The organism is Paenibacillus rhizovicinus (assembly GCF_010365285.1).
GTDB classification, from domain to species: domain Bacteria; phylum Bacillota; class Bacilli; order Paenibacillales; family Paenibacillaceae; genus Paenibacillus_Z; species Paenibacillus_Z rhizovicinus.
This window is the reverse complement of record NZ_CP048286.1, coordinates 3,670,332-3,692,128: the sequence shown is the minus strand read 5'-3', so window position 1 is coordinate 3,692,128 and position 21,797 is coordinate 3,670,332. Positions and strand designations below refer to the sequence as shown.

Below are 21,797 nucleotides of genomic sequence, written 5' to 3'. Positions count from 1 at the left end.
CTCTAACTAAGTAAACTAATTTTATTAAAATAGTTAAATTAATAAACTTGTTTCTAATACCCTCGAGATGTTCTATACTAGGAGTTGGTCATCCTGGAGGTGTTGCGAAATGTCGGAAATCGACTGCGATCCGTTATTCGAGAAACGGGAGAAGCTTGTGATGCGCTTGATGCCCTACGTCCAAAAGCACGGCTTTAGTTCGTTGAAAATGGACGATGCGGCCAAATATATGGATATCAGCAAGCCGACGATGTACAAATATTTCGCGTCGAAAACCGAAATCGCGGAAAGTCTCATCGATAAGTTCGTCCTGTACGTGTCCGATCAAATGTTGGCGGAGGCCCCGCCTACGCTGTCGACGGAACAGCCGTCCACCGAAGAGCTGAAGTTCTACGGCGAGTCTTTCGCCCGAGCGTTCAAGCTCACGATCAAGCTGTCGTTTTACTTAACCGACGTCCTGCTTCAGGATCTGAGCGGGTCCTATCCCGACTTGTACGCCAAGCTGGCCGGGGCCGTCGAGCTATGCAAGAACAAGCTCGCCGAATACTTCGACAGCGGCATTGCGCTTGGCGTTTTCTATCCGATCCATGCCCGCATTTATTTGACCCAAGTGGATCTCGTCTTCCGCAAGCTGTTGGATCCGAAGTGGCTGATGCTGCAGAACATGACGATGAAGCAGGCTTTGATGGACTTCTACAAGTCGATGAAGCACCAGGTTTTCTACGAGAAATGGTTGGACGAAGAAGACTCCGCGATGAGCGATTATTTCGATGCCTTGATTGCTGGAATGCGCGCGTACGACTAAGAAGAGCCTTCTTCGCTTAGCGAAGAAGGCTCTTCTTGTTTACTCTCATGCAGTCATGATTCCGTGTACACGGTCGATTTCGTCAGCTCCTCATGGTGCCCAACAAAGAGGAATAATCAAAAAAAATAACTCCTGAAGGATGAAGGATTCAGGAGCTATCTTTAAGCCCGAAGAGGTTATGACGTATAGTCGGGCCCATATACCTCGAACTCGTAAATCCTTGCCGCGGCGTTCGCCGTCTGCGTAGGCACGGTTACATTCAGCTTAATATAACGCGCCGAAACCTCGGTTATCTTGTTTACCGTAATGCCGCCCGTATTGGTAGTCGCATTGACTGCCGTGGTCCATTTCGTACCGTCTGCGCTCACCTGGATATTGTAAGCCTTCGTGTTGTAGGAGGCGGTCTCCCCGCCCTCCGAGGCATGCTTGATAACGAATTGGTTGACTTGCTTCACGGAACCGAGATCTAGCTGCAGCCACCGGTTACCGGACAAGGAGCACCATTTGCTGTCGTTAATGACGCTGCCGTCCACGGCTTTGGCCGCCGTCTGAGCGGCGTTGCACGTACTGTCGGCCGTCGCGGTTGTATTCAGCGCTATATTCGGAGGTCCGTATGCCTCGAACTCGTAGATCCTTGCCGCTGCGTTCGTGGTCTGCGTAGGCATCGTCACATTCAGCTTGATGTAGCGAGCCGGCATAGCATTTATTTTGTTTACCGTAATGCCGCTCGAATTGTTGGTGACGTCTACCGCCTTCGTCCAATTCTTGCCGTCCGTGCTGACCTGGATATTGTAAGCCTTCGTGTTGTAGGAGGCGGTCTCTCCGCCCTCCGAGGCATGCTTGATGACGAATTGGCTGACTTGCTTTACGGAACCGAGATCAAGCTGCAGCCAACGATTACTGGACTTAGAGCACCACTTGCTATCGTTGATGACGCTGCCGTCCACGGCTTTGGCCGCCGTCTGTGAGGCATTGCACGTACTGTCGGCCGCCGCGAGTGAATGTAATGCCAAATTCGGGGGTCCGAATACTTCAATTTCATAGATTCTTGCATAAACATCCGCGGTTTGCGTGGGCATCGTCACGTTCAACTTGATATATCTAGCGGATACCGGCGTAATATTGTCTACCGTTTCCCCACTCGTATTGTTGGTTACCCGGACTGCCGTGCTCCAATTCGTACCATCGACGCTGACCTGGATATTATAAGCCTTCGTGTTGAAGTAGGCAGCTTCTCCGCCCTCCGATGCGTGCTTGATGATGAATTGGCTTACTTGTTTCGCGGAGCCCAGATCAATCTGCAGCCACCGGTTGGCAGTATTGGAGCACCATTTGCTGTTATTGATTTCGCTGCCGTCCACCGCGTTGGCCGCAGTCTCCGAGACATTGCACGTACTGTCCGCCTTAGCGGCTTTATTTAGCGCCAAATTCTGATGCTCGTAGACCCCAAACTCGTAGATCCGTGCCGTGGTATCCGCGGTTTGCGTCGCCGTCGTAACATTCAACCTCATATAGCGCGCCAACGTGTCCGGTATATTGTCGATCGTAACGCCGCTCGTATTATTGGTTACGTTAACGACCGTACTCCAGCTTTTCGCATCGGCGCTGACCTGGATATTATAAGCCTTGGTGTTCAAGGAAGCGGGCTGTCCGCCTTCCGAAGCGTGCCTGATGACGAATTGGCTGACTTGCTTCACGGCGCCGAGATCGATCTGCAGCCAATGGCTGCCGGACATGGAGCACCACTTGCTGTCATTGGTTACGCTGCCGTCCACGGCATTGGCCGCGCTTTGCGAAGCCATGCACGCGCTGTCGGCCGTCGCAAGGCTATTCAAAGCTAGATTTCTACTCGGAGGACTCGGGGGACTCGCCGCACCGCCGCACGGCGCGCTTTGGGCGGACCATTTCGCATAGAGCGTTAGGTTTTTATTGATAAGGTCCGACGCCTTGTAGGCTTGCGTCAACGCGCTGTCATAGAACCAGCCTGCAAAGCTGTAACACTCCTTCACCGGTATATTTTGAAAAGTTACCGTACCGCCGATTTCTACCGCTTGCGTGGGAAGAGGAGAGCCTCCGTTCGTATCGTAAGCCACGACTACTTGCCTGTTGCCCACCCCCGGATCTTCTCCGGCAAATGACGATGATTCGAATGACAATAGAGAAACGATGACAGCTAGCGCCAGCAGTAAACCCCTTATCCTCGCGACAAACATTGGCTTGCCCAAACGTCGTCCCAACCCTTTCATGAATCGTTCCCCTCTCGCCTGCCCGAATGAATGATGCTTTCTGAACCTGCGGACTCCCCCGCGAATGCAGCCTTCCTTGGCGTGTTGCGCCAATCCTAATGCTATTCGCGAAAATCCGAAACATGTATGCCTCGCTTACCGCGTATCCCGCTCCTCTCCTAAGCTCCTTACTGACCGATGCCGCATCCATTGTGTAGAGTAAGAATTCGATGCAAGAAGTGGAAATTCCTGTAAATAAAAGGATCCCTCCGAAAAATTCGGAGAGACCCTGGTTTCTTATGATGTCATATCGCCGAAATGCTGCAACAGGCGCTGCTCCAGCCCCTTTTCGTTTGTTGTCAGCTCTTGCATGATCGGAATAGTCATATCGGTATTCGGATTGTACTTCAGGCCCCAGTGCATAATGGCAAACACGACCGGAAACAGGTCAAGCGCCTTTTGCGTTGGCCGATACATCGTTTGTGCGCGGTTTGAATCTCCTTCTATCTTGACGAGCAAACCCGCTTCAACGAGAGACAGGAGCCTTGCGCTCAAAATATTGGTGGAGATGTTCTCGCGTGAAGCAAGAAACTCGCGGTAATACCGCTTGTTATGGATCAGGACGTCACGAAGGATGATCAGGCTCCAAGGGTCTCCCCAGATATCGAGCGCATAGACGATGGGACAAACGGTTGAGGTTCGCTTTTTCATGAGCTCGATTATACTATCTGTACTTGCATTTTACAAGTACGTATTCTATACTCTGTTTGCACCTCAACAAATGAGCGAAGGAGATCACTTACATGAATCATAGTTACAGGACTTCTTTCATGGTAGACCAGAGCCCTGAGGAGGTATACGCCGCCATTAATAATGTTCGCGGATGGTGGTCAGAAGATATTGAAGGCAAGACCGACGAGCTCGGCCAATTTAAGCATCAGTACCAAGATATCCACCGCTGCACCCTCCAGATCACCGAACTCCTTCCGGGCAAAAAGGTGGTTTGGCACATCGTAGACAACTATTTCAACTTCATAACGGACAATAGCGAATGGAAAGATACCGACGTTATTTTCGAAATCGTCAAGAAGGGCGACCAGACGGAAGTTAACTTTACGCACGTAGGCCTCGTCCCGGCGTACGAATGCTACAACGTCTGTTCGGACGCCTGGGGCTTGAACATCAATGGCAGCCTGCGAAGCCTGATTAGAGAGGGTATAGGCCAGCCTCACGCCAACGATCAAATCGTCGATAAACACGGCCTGGAGAATGCATAGTCTCCTAAATGACTGAATCCTATCTCTTGACGGTACGTTTTTAGTTTTTGGGGGATCGCCAACATTCAATTATCCCCCATTAATCGTACTGATCCAACGTTTCCAAGATCTCCCTCTTAATGCCTTCCACGAGTGCTCGCGGACTTTCTACCCGTACATCTTTACCCAGGCCCAAAAAGTACGCTGCCAAATAAGGAATCTCTTCCTTCGGCATGTTTCCCTCCAGCCAGCCGGTCCCGTCCTCTCGCGTATGCAGCTTGCCTGCCGCCCAGTGCTCCGCTTCGCATCGCTGAACGCCTTCCTTACTCAATTCCGCATACAGACTCACTTTATCCGGTTTGAATCGAACGTGCGACTCCCAGTTTCCAAGATGAACATGCCGCAGATCCAATGGTTTTATCTCGGAAACGTCAACATCCGCCGAATGAATGCGGTCGCAGCGGAACAAACGAATACCTGCCCGAAGAAAGCAATAAGCCGGACAGTACCATAAACCGTTTTTGGCAAAAATGCCAATCGGTTGTATGCTGCGACATGTCTCTCCGTCCTTCGATTCGTAATGGATCACGATCACTTTTTGGTGAATGGCAGCGTCCAGCAGCATGGCTAAATAAGGGGATTCCATTTGTCTCGTCGGGGTAACATAGTCGAAACGGTTTTTCATTTGATCGATACGGTCTCGTATGTCCCCAGACATGTATAAGTAAAATTTACTCAATGCAGAGGAAGCTTCGGTTTCAAAAGGAAGCGATGAGAAGTGACGCAGCGCATGACTCGCAAAAAATATGGCGACGGCTTCTTCTTCGGTAAAAGCGATCGGCGGTAAAATTCTCTCCCGCAGCACTTGATAGCCGCCATGCGGCCCCACTTCGGAGTACAAGGGGACACCGAGCTCGCCAAGCTCCTGCAGGTCTCTTAATATCGTCCTCGGAGAAACGCCAAACTCCCGGGCTAGTTCCTTGACGGTAAACTTTCGTTTTCGATTGACGGTCATCATTAATTCAACCAATCGTTTTGATTTCGACATCCGATATCTCCGTTTTTCAGAATAGTGACAAGAGTTGTCACCATTATCACTTACAATGATAATCAAGTCCAGCTTGTCATATTAAACAAAGGAGTTGTAAACAGCATGACTGTACACTTGTTCCCATTCTTGATGATGGATGGAAATGCAAAAGAGGCCATTGCGTTTTATAAAGAAGCTTTGGATGCGGAGCTGCTATTTATCCAGCAATTCGGGGATGGACCGGGAGCCCCGGAGCATTTGAAGGATATGGTCGCCCACTCCGTGGTGAAAATCGGGGAGACCTCTATTATGATTTCCGATACGCTGCCCGGCATCTCTCGTCAGATCGGAACCAATGTCAGTGTCTGTATCAATACCGACGATATCGGAATCACAACTAAGTTTTACGAAAAGTTGAAGGAGGAGGGCCAAGTATTGCTGCCGTTGCAACCCGTGCATTATGGCCCTGGAAGCGCCATTGTCACTGACAAATTCGGTGTTACCTTCCTAATTACTACGATGGGATCGGAAGACGCGGTTAGAAGAGGACATCAAATGAAGAGCTCGCTATGATGTAAATCATAGCTTAAACAGAGCCGTTCCGATTGCCTCGGTCCGGCTCAAGAAAATCTCATATTAGCTAAACGCTCTTCCAAAATAACGCGCAGCTCATCAGGAATCCGTTCAAACTCGACCCCTTTCCCCAGAAACAGTAGCCAATCCGCATAATACGCCAGCGCCTCAACATCGGTCACATCCAGCTGAACATTGAAAATCCCGCTCGACTGAAACATCCCGGTAAAAGATAAAATAATCCCCGGCGGGTGCATGCGCTTAAAGCGCTGAATCCCAGTCGTATCGAGCTTCACGACCAGATTGGACTCGCGTGCACGAATCCGCTTTTTGCTTAAAATCTCTTGCTCGGACCACTTCATCTTCTTCTCGGAAATGGCCGAATCCCGCAGCATGACAACAGGCAAATAGCAGAACTCATCCGTGTCGAAATCATACACCTCGACAAGCCACTGAGCGTTCGAGTTGAAAATATGCAGCAAAAAGACGTCCATCAGCTGCGGCCAGCCAGGACTCCGCTCATACGTCAAGCGCAAGTGCTTATCCCGCACGGCAAGCGAAATCAGCTGATTCAGCTCCGAAGGCGCCACATCATCGAGCTCCAAGAGACTCGGATTGGCAGGATTCGTATTTTCGAAAAGCAAAATAGTATTCAGATCGATCAGCTCGTCTTGCTGGGATTGCGACGCGATGCCGATGAGTTTTTCGGTGATGGAGCGGCGATTTTGCAGATAAGGCAGCTGTGAATTTTTCGAGGCGATAAAGCTGATCAAAATCGCCTTCAGCTCTTCCGGCGTTAAGCGGACGGCGGGCAGATACTGATTTTGCAGGACATAGTAGCCGCCGCCGCGTCCAAGCTCGGTCGTCAGCGGGAAACCCATCGCCTGAATCTCATTAATGTCCCGGATCGCTGTCGCGCGGGAAATCTTGAACTCCCGCTGAATCTCGGCAATTGTAAAATGCGCGCGGTTATTGATGTAGCGCATGATCACGTTCACTCGTTCAGTTTTTTTCATGATTTTATTGTATCAAAGATGCAGCAAAAAACTCAATAAAAAGTATCACTTTCTGATACATTTCACAAATAGAATCAATCTTGTAAGAAATACTTCCTCAAAGGAGAGAATAAAATGACTAACTACTCCATCCAAACAATCTCGGAAAACTACAAAATGACTGCTTTCGGTGTTTTACTTGAAGACTACAACGACTGGGCAGGCAATGCAGCAAAAACGGCAGCAAAAAAAGCAGAAATCACGGAAAACGGCAAGCTTGCCGAACTTCTCGCGCTCGCTGACGGGCAAGAATATCAAATCAACTACGTTATCGACGGCAAGGCTTGGCGCGGCTTCGGCGTGATGGGTGAGTTCGACGCGGAAGACACGATCGTCCTCGACTTCCTCGCCGGCGACTACATCGTCGTGCCAGGCACAGGCGCTGACAAAGACCGCCTTGCCGACGAGATCACAGGCAAAGTGTTCGGCGGCATGATGCAAGAAATTACGGACTACAAATACGTTGGTCCTGGTAACTCGACATTCGTCAAAGCAGCTGACAACGGTGAATTCTACGGCGAAATGTGGCTTCGTGCCAAAAAAACCGGGCGGTAATCGTTCGGATAAAGGAGCACTCCCATGGCAGATTATACACTTGAACACAAGAAGTCATTCACATTGACCGCTTACGGTTTTTCAATTCAGTCGAACTTTCAAGACATGCCGGCTATGCAAAAGGAAAAAGCCGAGTTTTGGGGCAGACTCCAAGCAGACGGGCGTTTTAATAAGCTCAAAAACGCCGCGAAAGACGGTCGCGAATGGTCCGTCAACGAGGTATATCAAGGCAAGCCGTGGAATTATTTCGCGGTAGAAGCTCGCAAATCAGTGACTGATGCTACGCGCATCATCGAGTTTCCAGAGAGCGAGTACATCGTGGTCGCGGGACATGGCGACAAGGAAACGTTGTTTGATCAGCTGACTTACCGTGCTTTTGGCGAAGTCCTGGCCAAGGTTACCGACTATGCTTACATCGGCGGTCCGAATGCGACTTATCGCAAAGATAACGGCGACGGTACTTTCTATGGCGAATTTTGGGTGCCCGTGGTTGAGAAATAAGGGTCCGTCCTTACTTTGGGTTCGGTTCTCTGCGCTGTCTGTACCGGCAAGTTTTAGGGCCATCCTTTGCGGGATGGCTCTTTCTTTATAGCTACAACCTCACGCTTAGTAGCCTCTAAACCTTGTTGACATAATTTATTGACCTCTATTTTCAAAATCATTCAAGTCCAGACGCTCTGATTGAGGCGCCTTGATTTGACAAAATAATACAATTAATTGATACTGGTTCTAAACAAAGCTGGAGGTACTTTAATGAACAAAATTGGTTTTCATCAAAAACATCGTTCTAATTCCTTCTATACTTTAAAGAGTAATTCTCTAATTGTATTGAAATTTATTCTACCTATTCTTCTTACTATTATTTTATTGCTATTAATATTCTCTTTTTTCCCCCATACTGCTTGGATTTATTCTACAGGTTCCCCCTACTCCATACAAATGAACGATTTCAATGGGAGGATTGATAGTAAGGCACTCATTATTTCCTCAAAAGATAAACTCAGTGGAACCATAGTAAACCAAAACAAATTGACAGTTAACTATAACAAAACTAACTATAATATTGAACCGGGTGAACTTGTAATACGTTATGGACATTCTAGTTCGAGAGACTTTTGGGATACTCTTAGTTCTGATTCCCTTATTCAATTGAGTATGCTCAATACGCATTTAGACAAACTATATATAGAAAAGAAATATTTATTGCAAAAGTTCGATGATTTCCCAAAGAACTATTTGATGTCTATGTCAGGGGATGAATTTGATATAAGTGCTATTGTTTACGATAAAAACTTCGCATGGAATCTTCAAGGTGATTTAGAGGTGTTCATAAAAGGAAAAAAGTTTATTCAAGATATCCCCGTATATGATTTGAGTTTTTCTAATAGTGATTCACAGCATCCTGCTCTTTTTCAATTGATTGGATTTACCAACGTAGAGTTAACTATACCTGAAGAGAAGGGTGAAATTTTATTCTCCGGTCAAAGTAATGAATCAAATAGTTTTTTTGAAAATGGTAATCTAAACTTTAATCAAACAGCAACAGAAAAACAATTCAGTCTGGATGGCAAATCCCTAATAGTAGACTCACTCAAGAATGAAAATCTTAGTGTTGCTTATTCAAATAAAAAGCAATCCACTTTAGAAGTTTACGGAAATATTAGGAAAGCATCTTTGACAGGTAACAACCTATTTCTAAACTTTAAACAATGGGCTGTAGAGAATATTTCTACAGTGGTTGGGACATTAGTTGCAATGTTTATAGGCTTTATTATTATCAAAAAGAATTAATATATTTATCAATTTGACAAAATCAGCTTTTTCCTACTTATGATAAGGTTCTCCCCGCTTAGCTTGATTCAACTATTGATGCCCCTTACTTATTGACTGGGGAATAGCTTTCCTTCAGTAGATCAATGATTTTTTTTGCCGAATCTGCCCCGTTCTTCATGCAGTCTGAGATTCCTGCGCCATAATAAGAGCATCCAGCAAGGATAATGCCTGGGAATACATCTGCCATGATGCTTTCAAGTGCATGGACGCTTCGCGGATGGGTAATCGAATAAATTGGCATTTGCCCGGACCAGTCGGTGATCTCGTTAACGACAGGCTCGGCAGTAATTCCAAGCCCCTTCTCAATATCGCTAAGCGCTACCTTTAGCAGACCATCGTGATCCAGATCCTTTATTGAAGCGAACGAAGGATGGCTGCTTTTATAAAATAGCCGGACGAGCAAATTTCCGGATTTGGACGTATGCTCCCATTTGCGACTAGTCCATGTGCAAGCGTTGCAGAACAATTCATCGGTCGTTGCGGTAATAAATCCCGTTCCATCGGCGGGGAGCACTGAATCGGGCACGTCAAATCCGACATATACGCTGATGAGCGAGCTGCTCTTCAATCCCGAGAATTGCTCCGTAAGGTTCGGATCGGCAAGAATCGGTTCTGCTGCCGTATGCGGAATGCTTAGTACAACATAATCCGCTTCGATCATGTCCTGATCGGCTAAGTGCACGTGATACCGATCATTGTCCTTATCAATTCTGCAGACTTTAGTGTTTAGCAGCAATTCTTCGGTCAGACCGGCTTGAAAGGCGTCAATAAGCGAGCCCATGCCGTTTTTCAGCGAGAAAAACTTCTTCTCACCGATCCTGAACTTCTGCTTGTTTGCTTCGAGCCCTTTAATAATACTTCCGTATTGCTCCTTGTAATCGATCAAGTAAGGTAGTGTTGAGGCAATCGTTAATTCGCTCAAATTCCCTGAATAGACCCCGGAAAGGACGGGGGCAATTTGCTTCTCGACGAGTTCGCTCCCGAGGAAATACTCCAGAAACGCACCGACAGAATCGTCCTTCGTAAACGTCTCGTTTTTCGTATAAAAATCTTTTAGCGCCGCAACTTTGCCTTCTGCCGAGACGAGCGTACTCTTGGCGAGCGACTCGATGCTTGCCGGAATGCCAAACACCGCGTCGTCCGGAATCGGCTTCAGCTGTCCACCCGCGTATATGAAGGAGCGTCCAGTCGCGTTATAGACCACGTCATCCTTCAAGCCCAGTTCTTCAATCACGTTCATGTCGTCCATTTTTCGTGCTACGATAGAATCCGCCCCGGTCTCCGTCACGAATTGTTGATGCCTGACGGTTTGAATTTTACCTCCTAACTGTGCCGACGCTTCAATTAATAACAGCCTGACCGCAGCTCCGGTTGCCTTCCTCCATTTGCGAAATTCATGCATGGCCGACAGCCCGGTAATGCCGCCGCCGATCACAATAATTGTTTTCAAATTTAACACCTCGAGAATCGGAGATTGTTTAGAAGAAGCTTCCGCTCTCGGCTGCGGACGCTAATCTTGTCGTTTCCGCTAACGACAATTTACCATCTTCCATTCGGTACACTTTATCGCAATATTCAAGCATGCGTTCATCATGCGTGACCATAATCGCTGCTTTACGGCGCGACTTTACCTCATTTGCTATCAGACTGACCACCTCATGGGCACGCTTGGTATCCAGACTGGCCGTGGGCTCATCCGCCAAGATAACGTTGGGATTGTTGATTAAAGCCCGCGCGATGGCCGTACGCTGCTTCTCACCGCCTGACAGTTCCTCCGGGTAGCTCTTCAGCTTCGAACCGAGTCCTAACTCCTCAAGTAACTTAACGGCGAACGTTCGATCCGCAGCTTTAACCTTCCCCGACATTCTCTTCACTAGAAGCAATTGGTCAAGAACGTTTAAATAAGGCACTAGATTGGATGATTGCATAATAAAGCCGATTTCCTTCAATCGTACGTTCGAAAGTTCTTTATCGGAAAGCTTAGCCAGAAGATGCCCGTTCAAGTTGACTTCTCCTTCCGAAGCTTTGAGCAATGCGCCCGCAATTGAAAGAAATGTGCTCTTGCCCGACCCGGAAGGCCCGACTACAGCGACAAGCTCTCCAGGCTCCACCGAAATAGAGACTTTTTCAAGCGCGGATATCCGGTTGCTTCCCTCGGCATAATACTTCGTTACGTTGCTGATCTGCAGTCCCGTTGTCATTATTCTGCCCTCCCAAGCGCCTTCAGCGGATCAATTTTAGTTATTTTGCGAACCGAGACCAGTGAACTCAGCACTGCGATGACGAGAAGAATAACCGAGTACTCGATAACGAGGTTCATCTCCAGCTTGAACGGCATCCCCTTCGGCATGATTGCCGCAGTCCCGTATGTGAGCAGAATACCAATAACGATACTCGTCAACGATAAAACAACGACCTGTGAGACAATCGCTTTGCCGAGAAAGCCGTTTCTTGCGCCGATCGCCTTCATGATGCCGAATTGATTGGTCTTCTGCATCGTAATCACATAAAAGAATACTCCTAGCACGAAAGCGGATATCGCAAGCAAAAAGCCCAGCATCATCATTATGGAGCCGTTCTCTTCCTTGTACCCCGGCATGCCGTGAATCGCTGCTCCGCGCGTGACGGTATCGGTATTGGAGAGCTTGCTGCTAATATAAGCAGGATCGATATGTTTGCCCTGCAGCATGACTGCATTAACCGGATCTGCAATTCCCTTATCCGAGCCCGGCGCGGCGAACGTGATCTTCCGCCATTCGGACATCGGAACAAATACGGCTGAGAGGTGGTTGTACGTCTGATTATCGACGAAGCCGATAATCGTCAAGGCTTGTGTCGAACCGTCTAGCTGAAAAGTATCCCCAAGCTTAAAGCCGTCATCCTTCATCGTCTTGTTCACAATGACGCCTGTCGGATTCGCTGCAGCCAGCCCTACGCCTTCAATTACTGCCGGCTCTAGAAAGCTGCCGGGAAGAACGCCTAAGATTGCGATATCGACCTTATCCTCGTTCTTTGTGCTGTTTCCTTTCAAAGCGGTGGCCATCGTACTTCCCATTGGAGATGCGGCTGCTACATTAGGCAATTTCTCCGCTTGCGCCACCAATTCGTCGGATAACAGGGACTTGCCCATGGTCGACTGCGCCCCTTGTTCAAAGACGACATAATCGGCTTTCATGTTCTGGAAAGCGGATGCTGCAAGCGTCGATAATCCGTTACCAAGTCCCGATAGGATGAACACCAACCAAGCAACCAAGACAAAAATAATGACAATCATCAAAAATTTCATCTTGCTGTGCATTAACTCCTTTACAGCTAAAAACATGCTTTCTCGCTCCTCATTTTTTATTTATGACACATGTGTCATTTTTATTATGAAATATGCAACAATTCCGTTTCACCTATTAAACTACATAACCGACACATGTGTCAAATTGAAAAGGGAGCACTCTATCCTTGCGCTCCTCCTATCCACATTTGAAACAGAAGCTTGCTCCATTGGGGATTAGGGACGTTTATCATATTAGGGGTGTTGATAAGGTTGAAAAAGCCCCCGATAAGCACCGGGAGCGGAATGTCTTCTCTGAGATTTTTCTCTTGTTGCGCTCTTTGGAAGAGACGCGTAAGTTGAATTTTTAGCGTAGTATGGGCTTGCTCAACGACATCTAGATCCCGACTAGCCGCAGCAGAATTTGTTGTATTAATTTTTTGAGCATCGCCTAATAGTTGATGAAGCTTGGATTCGTCAACATAAATGCCAAGCAGTTCCTGAAGGGCCTGCATGGTGTCAGTCTCATCGATCGCTGAAGCCCTCTCTATGACGCTCGTGATCACACGCTTCATGCAGGCAGAAACAATTTCTTCCTTATTGGCATAATACTGATAAATCGTACTTCTTGCACCGGGTAAATGCTGCGAAAGCAACTTGAGATGAAACCCGTCATATCCATGCTCAAGCACCAGCTTTTTTGTAAGATCCAGTAGTTCAGATGCTGTATAGGATTGCTTTCTACCCATGGCACTTCTCCTTTCAGCATTTCAATATTACATATTGCTTGGAATTCCTCTGTAGAGAAGAAAAGAGAACAATCACTTTTTTCTTTTTCCAGGATATCAGTCTAACATACCTGTCTGTAACTGCAAGTTTTTTCAACGAAAGCTTAGCCATTCATCTAAAGTGAAACGCCCTACAATCTCAAAGCCATTGCCCTGCCCTCTTGGTTTCACAATTACGGTGCCTAAGTTAGTGATTTCCCCTAAACCAATGCCCCTAGGGAAACTGTGAGCGACGATAACCTTGTTGCTCCCTTGGGGAGGTAATGTTTCCAGTACAGTAGTTAAGTCATTTATAGTGGCTTGCTGCTCGGCGGGAGGCAAGGTACTGCTTAAATTATATACTCTAACCCAGAACGAGTCGGTTTGGACCTTCCCCTCGCCAAAAGCCAATTCCGCGGTTTCCTTCGCTCGGCAAAAGGGACTAGCTATAACCGGGGCTTGGACCGGGATTTGCAAACTGCGCAGCGCCTCACCATATTTTTCAGCTTGTCTTCTCCCAGCCTCAGAAAGATTTCTTTGGGTAGAGCAATCATTGAAATCAACTCTCGGAGCGTCCTCTCCTACCGTTGCCTCCCCGTGCCTTACATAAAGAATATAACCACCCTGACGAAGTGAGTTAATTACCGAGGGGTCTGATGGCCTTGATTTCAAAATTCCTCCTGACGCTTCATGTGGCTGAAACATGAAGAGTATGCACAAGATACTGGTGACAAAAAGCCTTATCATTATTTACCTAGCTCCCTTCGGGTTCGTAACTACCATGAAGTAGTGTCCCTCAAGGAGGTAAAGTTATAACGGGTAAATGGACGACACCTTCCCCTTACCTCTTCTTCTAGCTGAACATTGAAATCCGGCTTTACTGATTTACCGTTGTTAGCGTAACACTGTTTACAACAACTACAATGGGCACAAATTTCCATGCCGCCTCCTCAACTCCCTCTCTGCCAGCATCGACACCTGGCTCAGCGCGCTGCCTGTAACGGCCTGTTCTGAACCTTCGTCCAGGCGATTAAAGCAAATAGCCGCCACATTGATGGCAGCCATTCTGTACCTATAGAATCTCCTTTGCGGCTCATGCTGCAGATAGATCCGTTTCTTTTAAGGAGCGGAGGGTTAGAAATTCACATTGCCGATCAGATCGAAGGCTGCAAGCGATACACCTACGGGCGCGCCTGTGCTGAATCCGACCGGGAACAAAGGACTGACCGTATCGGTGCCCGATCCCCATGGCAGCGTATAACTAAATTTGTTGTTATGCACTTTAATTTGTGCCGCCGAGGGTACGGAAGTACCTCCGAATGTATAGTCGAGATAAACAGCCAATCGATTCGGATTCGGCTGAATAAATATATTATCATCAATAAGAATGGAGACGAAATTCTGAAAGAAATTTACGGCTGCGGGCAAGAAGATCACCGTGCTTCCGCTACGGGTCATATGGTTAACGACATTTTCCGATACCAATAACGAGGTGTTGGATGTTGGCGAATTAAAGAGAACAAATTGCAGCCAGCTGGTTGCCGTATTATTGGAGACTTGGATGGCATCATTGGCGAAATCCCCTTCGATCGATATCGTTCGCCTGCTCGTTGCCCCTCCTCTAAAGACATTCCCATATACAGTTGTCGTGCCTTCGATTCTTTCAAAGACAAGCGCATCCCTGTCTCCGGTATGAATGATCGTATTGCCTATGAAAGTAAATGTATTCGTATCAATAAACGCAGTTCGTCTTCCACCTTCAAACGTACAATATCTGATCATGATATTCTGGTATAAAATTAACGGCAAAAAGGATGCGAGCGCTACATTAAATATCGAATTTTGCGTGAGTCCCGCTCCCGTTGGACCAACCCAATGAATGTTCTCAAGAAGAATGGCATCGGCACGAAGGGACAAGTAGGAAAAGTCTTGGCTCCCGACAACGTTGAATTGAACGATTGTCAGTTTAGAAGATATCCCTCGCAGTGTGATCGTTTTATTAATAACAAGCGGGGTTGCTGTTGAGACCGTCTCTATATAAGTACCGGGAGACAGCTCTATGGTATCTAACGGATTGGCTGCAGCTACAGCTAAAGCTATCGATGCATAGTTGATGCCTTGCGTGAGGTTGCGAATCCGATTCACATTGGCGGTAACCTGGCTGCCAATCGTAATAAAATTAAATTCTTGATTCAAATTGAACTGGATGACCGCCCCGGGAGAGACACTGTTCAGCCGGACAGCCGTTGTACGACTGATAACGGGATCCGTGCTAATGTCATAACTTCCCGCAACGAGGTTGATCGTGCTTGTAGCATTGTTATTAAGTGCGGCTAATAATTCAGCGCTTGTCGTTACCGTCTCGGTGACCTGTATGCCTAATTTCTGCAGAAAGACCGAGGCTGTGACATTCGATTGCGTTCCACCGGCCAGCGTTTGAAGTTGAACGCTCAGGATGGATATATTATTGTGATACCTCACCGTTAACAAGGCAGGTACAGTTGTCACTGTGATAATTGCATGGCCCATATTTTGTTGATTACCATCATCGGAACCATAAATAGACCCCTCCATTAAGGATCCATCTAAAAATAATGCAAACTGATCGATTGAAGCGCCGCTAATAGAAAAAGAGACGAAGTAGTCGCCTGGACTAGAAATGGAAATATCCGTGGATCCGTCTATGTGAGAAATACCACCGAATAGGATCCCGTTGCTATCAAAGGGAATGCTCATTCCAGGAGTAATGGTTTGATTCCCTAAATTATAAATATAGGCATGATCGGACGAGAATCCGGCGATGCCTGTCGATCCGGTCGAACCCGTTGTACCGTTCGCGCCTTGAAGACCGGCAGGTCCGGCAGGCCCGATTTCGCCTATGGCACCGTCGATTCCAGGCATGCCTGCAAGACCTGAAACCCCTACAGGCCCGGCAAGCCCCGCGTTGCCTTGGAGACCGGTAAGCCCGGCAGGCCCGGTAGACCCGGTGGATCCGGTAGGTCCGGTAGGTCCGGTTGAACCGATAAGTCCGATTGGTCCGATTGGTCCGACGCGTCCGATTGGTCCGGCAGGTCCGGTAGGTCCAATTCTTCGTGGAAAAGATTTCGGCAAAAGGGGCACCCCACTTTCGTTAATACAGCTTGCACACTTTATAATCGTTGGATGAGTATTGATGCCGTCACGTTTGCCTCGGTTCCGCCAGCCAAAGTTTCAAGATTAATTGAGCCTGCAGAAGTGTGATTGCGCAAAGTGAGTGTCGAAGATGCGTTTATTGCAATAATAACGATTCCCGTGTTTTGCTGATCGATATCATTTGATCCGTAAATCGACCCGATTTCCAAATTCCCGTCTAGAAACAGAGCGAATTGATTAGCCTGTTGGCCAGTTACGGAAAATACGACCTTATAGTTACCGGCATTGCTAATGACAATCCCGGCATCCCCGATCGTATGGCTGATTCCTCCAAAAAGTATGCCATTGCTATCGAACGTAATGTCTGTCTCCACGGGAACAAGCTGCGCTGTGGACTGATAAATGAATCCATAGTCAAGCGAAGCAGCCGTGCCTGAGGGCCCTTGAGGTCCTTGCGGGCCGGTTGCCCCTGTAGCACCTTGAAGCCCTTGAGGTCCTTGTACTCCCTGTGGTCCTTGTGCTCCTTGTACACCCTGAAGTCCTTGAGGTCCTTGTGACCCTTGAGGTCCTTGGGGTCCTTGAGGTCCTTGAGGTCCTTGAGGTCCCTGGGATCCTTGAGATCCTTGAAACCCTTGAGGTCCCACGGACCCCTGAGGCCCTTGCGGCCCTTGTGGCCCCTGGGGTCCTTGGGGTCCTTCGGGTCCTTGGGGTCCTGGTGGACCCGGAGGACATGGCATTTTACCCATTTCCCACTCACACCCTTTTTTGTGATCTTAGATCACGACACACAGTAAGATATACGGTTGGATAGACGTTTGTGAATGCAAATAGACACTTCTTCAAAAAAACATCGGAATGAGGAGAGCCTGTGCCGGTCGAGTTCCATCGAAGTTCCTGCCGAACGCGTTTATTGAACAACTCGATCAATTCAGACCTCTGACTCTATTCCTGCAACGATTTGAGCATCGATTCAATCCACCTGATATTCCGCCCTACTTGCGGTAAGGTTCAGCTTAACGGCCCGCCAGCGACAATTTGCCATCTTCCATCCGGTACACTTTATCGCAATAGTCAAGCATCCGTTCATCATGCGTAACCATAATGGCCGCTTTACGCCAATTCGATTGCTCACAATGATGTAATTTTTACAATTGTCGATTATCTAGTTAGGGCCATCCTTTTGCAGGATGGCCCTTTCATTAAACGAATAACCGGAAACCGCATTCGCAGCGCGTCTATAGAGATAATGACTCTTTTAGAAAGTCCCTTATCGTCAACGGAGGACGACCGATCAGGTCAGCTAAAGCGTTACTCGTTTGCGCGAAATCCCCGTTACGGCTGGCACGGAATAAACCCAAGGTGATTGCAATGCGCACTTCCGGAAAACCTTGGGCAGTCAGATAAGCCCGATACGTATCGTCCGTTACGACCTTTCGATAGATGGGCCGGCCGACGATATCCGATACCATCGCCGCAACCCCCTCCATGTCAATCGCTTCAGAGGCCGTTAGATTCGGAGATGGACCCTCCCAGTTCTTCTCGGCTAAGATCACTGCAATAGCTTGAGCCAAATCCGAGTGCGTTGTCCAGGCAATCGGACCATCCTCGGGAACGATCAACTCGCCCGTTTTGACGGCATCGCCTATTAATCCAACCAATGAGGAGGCGTAAAAACCGTTGCGAAGAGACGTGCAGCGTATACCCGACTCTTTAAGCAAATCTTCTGTCGCTGCATGGTGAACCATAGGCGGGAAAAACGACGCTCTAGAAGAGCCCATATGACTCGTGTACAGCACCCGCCGGGCGCCGGACTTCTTTGCTGTGTCTATCGCGGTTTGGTGCTGACGGATTCCCGCATCACCCAAAATACCGGTTGAAACAAGGAGAACCTGCGACGCGTCTTCAAAAGCATCCAGCAAGCTCTCCGCGTTAGCGAAATCGCCATGACGAACACGTACGCCGCGCGCCTTTAATTCATGTGCCTGGCTCACATTCCGAACACTGACACCAATCTGATCAGCCGGGATGCGTTTAAGCAGCTCCTCGACCACGCCCTTGCCTAACTTTCCATTCGCTCCAGTAACGATAAGCATGTTATCTCACTCTTCCCCTTCTGTAAAAGATTTGCTTACAATACGGTTTTGTGTAACCATATAAGCAAAAGATAAAGGGTTGGAGCCCGGTCAACAATCAGCAAAAGGCCGGTTTCGTTGCGTTCCCGACACAATCGCCGTTTTGTTTGTTTTTGAAATCCGAAGAAAGCGTGGTTTAGCATGCCGGTAAATCCCAGCGACCCTCGGGTTAAGAGAACCCGCCAATTGTTTATGCATGCCTTTAACGATTTGCTCGACGAAAAGAGAAACCTCTATTCCATTTCTGTTCATGACCTTGCGAATCGGGCCGCCGTCAACCGCGCAACCTTCTATGCCCATTTTGAAGACAAGTTCGCTTTTCTCGCTTATTGGATGACGGAGAAGTTTCAACTCATTCTCTCAAGAAGACTGCCCGATGATGCCGCCTTCAGTCCGGACAATCTGTATGTCCTTGTTCAGACCGTCTTTCAATTTCTCGTAAGATTTCGACAGTACCTCACGCCGGGAGACAAGCAATTTGAGCCGCTGCTGGAGAACGCCATGCATAAGGAATTGTATCGTCTCCTGCTTCAATGGCTACAATCGGTGCCTAAACAGAGCCACCTGCAAGAAAAGCTGGAAGTTACGGCTCTTGTGGTCAGCTGGGGCATATTCGGGTCGGCCCTGCAGTGGAGCAGGGAGGTTCAAGCCCGCACGCTGGAGTCGATGGTGGAAAAGGTTATGGAGGTTGTAACGGATAATTTAGGCACTTTCTGGGAGCGTGCCAAAATGGATACCGGTTTCTAACCGACTCGGGGTAAAAAAACCGCCCTGCAATCGGCTCATTTAGCCGATTGCAGGGCGATTTTATTTCTGCGTCAATCGTACCGCTGGGAGATTAAACGTTCTCAATGATCTATCTTCTCCAATTCAAACTCGTTTACCCGTTCAGCAGATAGCGCAATATCCCTGCAGCAGCGCTGGCGACATCTGCCATAGGCTTGGTAATGAACGTCCGGAAATATGACTCCGTATGGTCATCTTTGCTGGACTTCTTCCTGCCGGCGTCAATCAGCAGCTAAAGCTGCTGCATCAGACGCAGGGCGATGATCTACCTGAGGCGTACCGACTGAGTCGTAAACGCTCCGCCTGGTTAGAAGCGGTCGCTAATCTTGCCGTTTTCATCTCGATTCTGCTAATAGTATTCAAACCGTGAGAAGTCGATCTCTTCAACCTATCTAAAATTCGCTTTATTTGTGGTACGGTTCTCCGCGCTGTCTGTAACGGCAAGTTTTAAGGCCATCCACATTGGGATGGCCCCTTCTTTTTCGTTAGTTCAACAGCCCCCAAAATAGCCCATACCGTTCTTGAAAGCTTTAACCGATTCCAATGTTTAGTGTTTGCTAATTGTTCACAGGCATCGTAAATGCCAGTTCCGGGATGTATTCCTTGCCCGACCCTTCTTTCAAGAGGTATGGTTTGACTGTGACCATTTTCGGAAGGCTAGGGAACGGAGTGAATTCGGCCGTGTTCACATATGTTCCAGAGTCCGCTCCAGGACTTCCGCTTCCGGTCATAACGTTGGAATATTCCCCGCGTTCATTTTGAATGTCGTACCTGATGGAGTCTCCTAACTCTGCATCTACTTTGCCGGAGAGGTGTACTTCCAATTGCGAGGTAGCCTCTGTCATCTCGAGCTTTTTGATACGCATGACTAGTCCGTTATAGGACTTCGTCTCCTCGGATGCTAAAACGATCGATTGGCTTGTTGTTTTCTTGACCGGGAATGACAACGTAAAATACCGCCCAATAGTTGCGTCCCGAATCACCACTTCCAGATTGAACGCATCTGGCAAATCAAACGAAGTCGTATGCGTCTCCGAAACGGACGGCTGTATCGTCAATATAGACGAATTGTTGTGTAGAATATCAGAAGCCAGAGCAGTTGTCACTTTCAGCTTCCTGCCGTTCGCCCGAACTTCGATCATGCTGGATTCTTTACCCTGCTTCTTCCACATTTCCATCACTTCTTCAAACGTAGCATTCGTCCATTTCTTCAGCGGCGGATTCTTGCCATCGTCCGTTTCCCTGGTCAGCACCATGGACATTCGGGTCCCGTCGTACATCATCTCGGAGATTTTAAAGGTTACGCCATCATGCGACTCATTTGCATTAATCTTTGCGGTCAAACCTTGATTGGACGCAGTCTTCAGACCGGTATCGCCTGCCTCGACGAACAGACTGCCAACTAGGGGCAACTTGCTCAATGCATTGGCCATTGCCGGATTGACGAGCCCTGCGCCAAGGATGCATAATACCGTTACAGCGGCAGTTGCAATGATCAAGCTTACAGTGCGCGCTCTGCGTCTGACCCATTGAAAGCGACCAATCCTTGGCTGCTCATGTAGCCTGGCCATAACCGCCTCTAACGTGCGCTCCGGATCAGCGTGTATATAAGTTGGCTTTGCTTGACGAATACGTGTCTCCAATTTCATCCGACTCCTCTCTGGTTAATGCTGATTTCAATTGTTCTCTCCCTCTCGCCAGCCGTGTCTTGATCGCGCCTTCACTTAGCTGGAGAGCATAAGCGATCTCCCTGACCGTTAGGTCCTCAAAATAATACAAGATAATCGGTGTTCGATATTTTTCGTCCAAATCTATTATCGCAGCATAAACTTCCTTGTCCCTACTCATCTGCAGGTAAATGTCTTCCGTGCTCTTGCCTCTCTGTTCAGGCAGAAAATCGGTAGGTTGCTCTCTCCGATATTTGCGGTTCGTATTCAGACACAAGTTGATAACGATGCGAACCAGCCACGGGTACGGACGCTTAGGGTCTCTTAGTTGCCGAATCGAGAGATATGCTTGTACCATTGCTTCTTGTACAATATCCTCTGACCTGTTGTGATCGCGCACGTACGTGTAAGCGACATAACGTAATCGGTCATTGTAATCCCGGATCCATTGATTAAGTTGATCCATCTTTTCCATTTGACTCTCACCCTCTTCCTATCATAATGACACATGAACACAGAAAAGGTTTCAGATAAAATTTACCGATAATGGATTGAGCGACGGTTACTTTTGACTTCTGTATTCAAGACCATATTTTGTGAACGCAAAAAAGGTCCGCTGCGGTAAGACCCTACTGCGTGCTTCATTGAGTTAAACTGCCCGTTTGTTGAGTAAATTTCGCCTTAAATACAGAGCCGATTCAAGCATTTTTTGAGAC

The 21,797-nt window shown here is 47.9% G+C and carries 21 protein-coding genes and 1 pseudogene; 7 read left to right on the top strand and 15 right to left on the bottom strand.

All coding sequences use genetic code 11. The features are described from left to right. Positions 1–109: 109 nt before the first annotated feature. The gene (locus GZH47_RS16580; RefSeq protein ID WP_162641452.1) at positions 110–805 is read left to right on the top strand and encodes a TetR/AcrR family transcriptional regulator; all 696 of its coding nucleotides are present in this window, start codon (positions 110–112) and stop codon (positions 803–805) included. Positions 806–981: 176 nt separating this feature from the next. On the opposite strand, the gene GZH47_RS16575 is transcribed toward GZH47_RS16580, so the two are convergent. Both GZH47_RS16575 and GZH47_RS16570 read right to left on the bottom strand, forming a co-directional pair. After that, the gene (locus GZH47_RS16575; RefSeq protein ID WP_162641448.1) at positions 982–2,919 is read right to left on the bottom strand and encodes a discoidin domain-containing protein; all 1,938 of its coding nucleotides are present in this window, start codon (positions 2,917–2,919) and stop codon (positions 982–984) included. 408 nt (positions 2,920–3,327) lie between these two features. Beyond that, complete coding sequence (locus tag GZH47_RS16570) at positions 3,328–3,741, bottom strand: winged helix-turn-helix transcriptional regulator (protein ID WP_162641444.1); 414 nt, start codon at positions 3,739–3,741, stop codon at positions 3,328–3,330. A 92-nt stretch (positions 3,742–3,833) separates the two neighbouring features. On the opposite strand from GZH47_RS16570, the gene GZH47_RS16565 reads away from it, so the two are divergent. After that, a complete protein-coding gene (locus tag GZH47_RS16565) occupies positions 3,834–4,307 on the top strand; it encodes an SRPBCC family protein (RefSeq protein WP_162641440.1) in 474 nt (157 codons plus the stop codon). Between the two features lie 79 nt (positions 4,308–4,386). Here GZH47_RS16565 and GZH47_RS16560 read toward each other — a convergent pair whose 3' ends face one another. Next, entirely contained in the window at positions 4,387–5,334 is a 948-nt protein-coding gene (locus GZH47_RS16560) for a helix-turn-helix transcriptional regulator (RefSeq protein ID WP_162641437.1), read from the bottom strand. 105 nt (positions 5,335–5,439) lie between these two features. On the opposite strand from GZH47_RS16560, the gene GZH47_RS16555 reads away from it, so the two are divergent. Continuing rightward, positions 5,440–5,889, top strand: a complete 450-nt coding sequence (locus GZH47_RS16555; RefSeq protein ID WP_162641435.1) for a VOC family protein — start codon at positions 5,440–5,442, stop codon at positions 5,887–5,889. 47 nt (positions 5,890–5,936) lie between these two features. On the opposite strand, the gene GZH47_RS16550 is transcribed toward GZH47_RS16555, so the two are convergent. Then, positions 5,937–6,905: a helix-turn-helix transcriptional regulator gene (locus GZH47_RS16550; RefSeq protein ID WP_263866860.1), complete on the bottom strand. Its 969-nt coding sequence runs from the start codon at positions 6,903–6,905 to the stop codon at positions 5,937–5,939. A gap of 114 nt (positions 6,906–7,019) precedes the next feature. Here GZH47_RS16550 and GZH47_RS16545 point away from each other — a divergent pair, with 114 nt between their 5' ends. From GZH47_RS16545 to GZH47_RS16535, 3 genes are all read left to right on the top strand, one after another. Then, positions 7,020–7,499 carry a hypothetical protein gene (locus GZH47_RS16545; protein WP_162641429.1) on the top strand — a complete coding sequence of 160 codons (480 nt, stop codon included), beginning with the start codon at positions 7,020–7,022 and terminating at the stop codon, positions 7,497–7,499. 24 nt (positions 7,500–7,523) lie between these two features. Continuing rightward, positions 7,524–8,000 (top strand): GyrI-like domain-containing protein, encoded by a 477-nt coding sequence (locus GZH47_RS16540; RefSeq protein WP_162641425.1) that lies wholly within the window; start codon positions 7,524–7,526, stop codon positions 7,998–8,000. A 252-nt stretch (positions 8,001–8,252) separates the two neighbouring features. Continuing rightward, entirely contained in the window at positions 8,253–9,290 is a 1,038-nt protein-coding gene (locus GZH47_RS16535) for a hypothetical protein (protein ID WP_162641422.1), read from the top strand. Between the two features lie 85 nt (positions 9,291–9,375). On the opposite strand, the gene hemG is transcribed toward GZH47_RS16535, so the two are convergent. From hemG to GZH47_RS16490, 9 genes and pseudogenes are all read right to left on the bottom strand, one after another. Further along, a complete protein-coding gene (gene hemG, locus GZH47_RS16530) occupies positions 9,376–10,782 on the bottom strand; it encodes a protoporphyrinogen oxidase (protein ID WP_162641419.1) in 1,407 nt (468 codons plus the stop codon). 28 nt (positions 10,783–10,810) lie between these two features. After that, positions 10,811–11,533, bottom strand: a complete 723-nt coding sequence (locus GZH47_RS16525; RefSeq protein WP_162641416.1) for an ABC transporter ATP-binding protein — start codon at positions 11,531–11,533, stop codon at positions 10,811–10,813. Beyond that, a complete protein-coding gene (locus GZH47_RS16520) occupies positions 11,533–12,654 on the bottom strand; it encodes an ABC transporter permease (protein WP_162641413.1) in 1,122 nt (373 codons plus the stop codon). Before GZH47_RS16520 ends, GZH47_RS16525 begins: the two co-directional genes overlap by 1 nt. Before the next feature lie 125 nt (positions 12,655–12,779). Next, positions 12,780–13,346, bottom strand: a complete 567-nt coding sequence (locus GZH47_RS16515; RefSeq protein WP_162641410.1) for a TetR/AcrR family transcriptional regulator — start codon at positions 13,344–13,346, stop codon at positions 12,780–12,782. 132 nt (positions 13,347–13,478) lie between these two features. After that, complete coding sequence (locus tag GZH47_RS16510; RefSeq protein ID WP_225446099.1) at positions 13,479–14,036, bottom strand: histidine phosphatase family protein; 558 nt, start codon at positions 14,034–14,036, stop codon at positions 13,479–13,481. Between the two features lie 462 nt (positions 14,037–14,498). Next, complete coding sequence (locus GZH47_RS16505; RefSeq protein ID WP_162641400.1) at positions 14,499–16,475, bottom strand: collagen-like domain-containing protein; 1,977 nt, start codon at positions 16,473–16,475, stop codon at positions 14,499–14,501. A 274-nt stretch (positions 16,476–16,749) separates the two neighbouring features. Then, a complete protein-coding gene (locus GZH47_RS34135; protein ID WP_225446098.1) occupies positions 16,750–17,253 on the bottom strand; it encodes a hypothetical protein in 504 nt (167 codons plus the stop codon). A 256-nt stretch (positions 17,254–17,509) separates the two neighbouring features. After that, a pseudogene (locus GZH47_RS34130) lies at positions 17,510–17,608 on the bottom strand (hemin ABC transporter ATP-binding protein); the annotation flags it as partial. A 123-nt stretch (positions 17,609–17,731) separates the two neighbouring features. Then, positions 17,732–18,589 (bottom strand): SDR family oxidoreductase, encoded by an 858-nt coding sequence (locus GZH47_RS16490; protein WP_162641392.1) that lies wholly within the window; start codon positions 18,587–18,589, stop codon positions 17,732–17,734. 231 nt (positions 18,590–18,820) lie between these two features. Between GZH47_RS16490 and GZH47_RS16485 the strand changes: the two genes are divergently transcribed. After that, positions 18,821–19,375, top strand: coding sequence for a TetR/AcrR family transcriptional regulator (locus tag GZH47_RS16485; RefSeq protein WP_225446547.1), 555 nt, complete (start codon positions 18,821–18,823; stop codon positions 19,373–19,375). Between the two features lie 596 nt (positions 19,376–19,971). Here the strand turns inward: GZH47_RS16485 and GZH47_RS16480 are convergent. Together GZH47_RS16480 and GZH47_RS16475 are read right to left on the bottom strand one after the other, a co-directional pair. Continuing rightward, the gene (locus tag GZH47_RS16480) at positions 19,972–21,063 is read right to left on the bottom strand and encodes a DUF4179 domain-containing protein (RefSeq protein ID WP_162641385.1); all 1,092 of its coding nucleotides are present in this window, start codon (positions 21,061–21,063) and stop codon (positions 19,972–19,974) included. Then, a complete protein-coding gene (locus GZH47_RS16475) occupies positions 21,011–21,556 on the bottom strand; it encodes an RNA polymerase sigma factor (protein WP_162641381.1) in 546 nt (181 codons plus the stop codon). The genes GZH47_RS16480 and GZH47_RS16475 overlap by 53 nt, the downstream gene beginning before the upstream one ends. Positions 21,557–21,797 lie beyond the last annotated feature (241 nt).